Source organism: Massilia phosphatilytica, assembly GCF_977014125.1.
The window spans coordinates 1-3894 of record NZ_CDRNIL010000091.1; the positions used below are offsets into that span (position 1 = coordinate 1).

Consider the following 3894-nt stretch of genomic DNA (forward strand, 5'->3'; position numbering starts at 1 on the left):
ACGTATTGCTAAGGTTAAAACGGAGGAGTTAGTTGGATGATCCAGCACCGCAGTCCATGCGGAAGAGCGCCCGGCTGATATCTTTGCATGGTGGGGCCGCCATCCGCCGTGTTGAAGGGCTTCCTGAGCGCCACCGGGCCGAAAGGAAAGGACGGTTTTCATCACGAGTCAAAATCGGACGTGTTGACGCGCATGACCCTGCAGTCCGATGTCGGAGCGTTGGCCGGCCATTCGCACGCGATCTACATCGGCCGGGCTCCGAATACCGGTACAACATGTTCGGCGTCACGCCCGCACGAAGTGTCGGCCCGCGCCGCTCGGCGGCTATGCTGGTCGCGGAATTTCATCTGTAGACGAAGCGACAAAAGTCCTGACGAATGTCCATTTTGTCCAAAGAAAACCGGCACAGGCCTTCCCTATGATGGTCCCCGCCGAAACAAATTGTTCACATTTCGCATGCCCGCGAACGATTCCGTCCGGCGCTATACAAGCGTTATTCCGAACGCATTACCAAAGGGGACAATCATCATGCAAGCAATCACGTTTTCCAGGAAGCGCCTGAGTTCCATTGCAGTATGGGCCGGCGCCGCGGCCGCCGCGACGGGAGCACATGCACTCAACGGCACCCTGCTGCTCAACCGTCTCGCTCCTGTCAGTTCCGAGTTGTACGTTTCGAACGCGGACGGCTCCGGCGAGCGCAAGCTGATCGCAACGGCCGGCTATGACTACCACGCATCGTTCTCGAAAGACGGACAGTGGATCGTGTTCACTTCCGAACGGGATGGCCTTGGCCAGGCAAACATTTTCCGCGTCAAGGCGGACGGCACGGGCCTGCAGCGGCTGACCGACCACATTGCAGTCGACGACGCGGCCGTGTTTTCACCGACCGATCCGAATACCATCGCCTTTGTCTCGACGCGCAAGCGGGACCGGCTACGGCACGGCGAATATCTGGACGCTGAACATCGCGACGGGCGCGTTGAAAAACGTCACCGGCTCGCTACCCTACGATGCCGCCAAGCCGCACGGCTACTTCCGGCCGTCCTGGTCGCCGGACGGAAAACTCATCGCGTTTTCATCGGACGTCGGCACTGCGTGGCGTGGCCACAACTTTCCTGTCGGCTGGGAACGCACGCATGAAACGAGTATCTACGTCATCAAGCCGGACGGCACAGGGTACAAGCAGATCGCATCGAATCCGGGTTACGCCGAAGGCTCGCCTTCCTGGTCGCCTGACGGAACCAGGGTCGTGTTCTATGAGACGCCGGTCGAGTCGACGTGGGGCGCGCATCGCCCCGAGCTGATCAATTCGGTCAACTCGCAGCTGGTGTCCGTGAACGTGAGCACGCTGGCGCGGACCAACGTGACTTCCTCTGCCGGTTTCAAGGTCTTCCCGCAATACCTGGATAACGCCACCATCGCCTATCACGTGAAGGGCGGCTCGGGCGAGGGCATCTACACGACGGCCGGGGTAGCGCGCCCGACCGGCAATACGTGGGCTGCGTTCGCCGTATTACTCGGCCGACGGCAGCAAGATCGTGTACGAAAAGGTCACGTTCAACCCGGCCCGCGCCAACGGTACGCCGCTGTTCAGCTTCGACCAGAACTGGACTTACAAGTACATGGACGTGTTCCCGCAACTTTCGAAGGACCGGCAAAAACTGGCGTACACGGAAAAGGCGGTGAATTCGTCGATCGCTGATCGCCAATCCGGACTTCACGGGTTACCAACGCATCTACGACCCGGCGACGAGCGGCATGGATCCGGCGGCCATCGCACAAGGACTCGCGGGCGCGTTCCAGCCGACCTGGTCTCCGGACCGCCAGTGGGTCGCCTTCGGTGTCGGTAACTGGTTCTTCACCCGCGCCACCGGAACGGGTCGCATCATGCGCATCAAGGCGGACGGCAGCATGAACGGCGTGGCGGAGGCGTTGACCGATGGCTCGATCAATTCCGGCTTCCCCAGTTATTCGCCAGACGGTACGAAACTCGTCTATCGCGTATGGAGCCAGACGGTGCAGGGCCTGCGTATCCTCGACCTGAATACCCGCGCCACGACGGTCCTGACCACGGAGCCGGACAATACGCCAGGCTGGTCCCCGGACGGCAGCAGGATCGTCTTCACCCGCAAGCTGGTCGATGCGAATGATCCGAACAAATTCAACTTCGACGTCTTCACCATCTACCCGGACGGCACGCACCTCAAACGCCTGACGACAGGCGGATCGAACGACGCGCACGCAGTGTGGACCTGGGATAACCGGATCGTTTACAGCACGGGGCAGAACGGCTTCCGGACCGAACTGTCGTTGTATGACTTTGCCTTCCAGCCCGACGGCCAAAACTGGGTGATGAACGGCGATGGCAGCAATCCCCAGCCCATCACGGACACGATGTGGGAAGACGGCATGCCCTTGTACGTGCCGAAATAGTTCTTTCTATTGCTGGCGTAGCCGATGCGCCGTGTCCCCGCACGGCGCTTTCGTCATCAGCCGGCAGAAACGACGTCGCGATAGAAGCCAACCAGCGCATCGCGCAACTTGTCCGGCGCCTCGAGCGGGATCATGTGGCCGCTGCCGGTAATCATCTCGAGCTTCGCGCCCGGCACCTGCTCCGCCATCGCGCGCAGGTCGGCCGCGCGGACCATCGCATCTTCTTCCGCGCCCATGATCAGCACCGGGCAGCGCAGCTCCCCCAGGCGGTCCATCAGGTCGGCTCGTTCCATCGATGCGGCAAACTGGGCCAGCATCACGTCCTTGCCGAGATCCAGGGACATCTGCTGGATCATGCCGACGATCGACGGATCGTCCAGGTGGGCCGGGAGCACGAAACTGCGCAGCTGGCTTGCGGTCGTACCGGCGAACGCGTGTTTCTCGAGCACGGCCATCGAGCGCTGGCGTCGCTCCTTTTCCTCCGCGCGCAGACCGCGCGCGGAGCTTGAGATCAGCACCAACGACGCCACGCGGTCCGGGTGGGCCAGCGCGTGCTCCAACGCCAAGTACGCGCCCATCGAGAATGCGATGATGTGCGCGGCGGGTGCCGTCCGGGCCGAGATCAGCGACTGCATCTGCGCGCGCGTGCGCGCCTTGAACAGCGGTACGTGGCTAGTCTCGATGTCAGGCGGCAGCAGCGGTACGAGCTTGCTCCACAGGCGCTGGTCGCAGAGCGTACCGGGGATCAGATCAAGACGGGTCATGTCGTTTCGGCCTCCGTGGCGTGATGAGGAAAGCGGTCCATGCGCGACAGCACGGGAAACAGGCGCATCCAGGCGGCGGTCACGCACGAGCGTGGCGACGCCGCCGATGACGATCGCGCGCACCAGGCCGAACCAGCTGGCCGTCAGGCCCGACTCGAACTCGCCCAGCTCGTTGGAGGCGCCGATGAACACGGCAGTTGACGGCGCTGACGCGGCCGCGGATCGCATCCGGCGTTTCGTACTGGACGAGCAGGTGGCGGATGTAGACGCTGACGCTGTCGCCGAGCGCCCAGCAGGAACAGGGCGGCCGAGGGCGACGTAGACGCTGTGCGTGACGCCCATCGTCGACGGTGGCCGCGCCGAACAGGGCGACGCCGCCGAACATCCAGGCGCCGACGCTTGCCGCTGTGACGGGCTGGATACGCCAGCGCGATCGAGCACAGCGCGGCGCCCGCGCCCGGCGCCGTGCGCAGCAGGCCGAGGCTCGTCGGGCCGGCCCGCAGCACGTCATGGGCGTAGGCGGGCAGCAGGGCGGTGGCCCCGCCGAACAGCACGGCGAACAGGTCGAGCGAGATGGCGCCCAGCACGATCGGACGCGACCACACGAAGCGCAGTCCCTCCAGCAAGGTGCTGATCATCCAACTAACTCCTCCGTTTTAACCTTAGCAAGACGCAACTGTACCAGTAGAACGACATA

At 63.2% G+C, this 3894-nt stretch carries 5 protein-coding genes; 4 read left to right on the top strand and 1 reads right to left on the bottom strand.

The genetic code is table 11. The annotated features are described in order from the left end of the window. Nucleotides 1–192 precede the first annotated feature (192 nt). From ACWNCF_RS03075 to ACWNCF_RS03085, 3 genes are all read left to right on the top strand, one after another. On the top strand, nucleotides 193–1140 hold the full coding sequence (locus ACWNCF_RS03075; RefSeq protein WP_449405973.1) for a TolB family protein: 948 nt from the start codon (nucleotides 193–195) through the stop codon (nucleotides 1138–1140). A 109-nt stretch (nucleotides 1141–1249) separates the two neighbouring features. Next, nucleotides 1250–1702, top strand: a complete 453-nt coding sequence (locus ACWNCF_RS03080; protein WP_449405974.1) for a hypothetical protein — start codon at nucleotides 1250–1252, stop codon at nucleotides 1700–1702. Between the two features lie 56 nt (nucleotides 1703–1758). Further along, nucleotides 1759–2433, top strand: coding sequence for a TolB family protein (locus ACWNCF_RS03085; protein ID WP_449405975.1), 675 nt, complete (start codon nucleotides 1759–1761; stop codon nucleotides 2431–2433). Nucleotides 2434–2489: 56 nt separating this feature from the next. Here the strand turns inward: ACWNCF_RS03085 and ACWNCF_RS03090 are convergent, their stop codons facing one another. Continuing rightward, the gene (locus ACWNCF_RS03090; RefSeq protein WP_449405976.1) at nucleotides 2490–3539 is read right to left on the bottom strand and encodes an alpha/beta fold hydrolase; all 1050 of its coding nucleotides are present in this window, start codon (nucleotides 3537–3539) and stop codon (nucleotides 2490–2492) included. An 8-nt stretch (nucleotides 3540–3547) separates the two neighbouring features. Between ACWNCF_RS03090 and ACWNCF_RS03095 the strand changes: the two genes are divergently transcribed. Next, nucleotides 3548–3894, top strand: a 347-nt coding sequence (locus tag ACWNCF_RS03095) for a hypothetical protein (protein WP_449405977.1), incomplete at its 3' end; no start/stop codon positions are given.

What these genes read in the sequence shown, in the direction of transcription:
- ACWNCF_RS03075 (WP_449405973.1), top strand. Translation starts at nt 193, where the DNA reads ATGACCCTGCAGTCCGATGTCGGAGCGTTGGCCGGCCATTCGCACGCG.
- ACWNCF_RS03085 (WP_449405975.1), top strand. Translation starts at nt 1,759, where the DNA reads ATGGATCCGGCGGCCATCGCACAAGGACTCGCGGGCGCGTTCCAGCCG.
- ACWNCF_RS03090 (WP_449405976.1), bottom strand. Translation starts at nt 3,539, where the DNA reads ATGGGCGTCACGCACAGCGTCTACGTCGCCCTCGGCCGCCCTGTTCCT.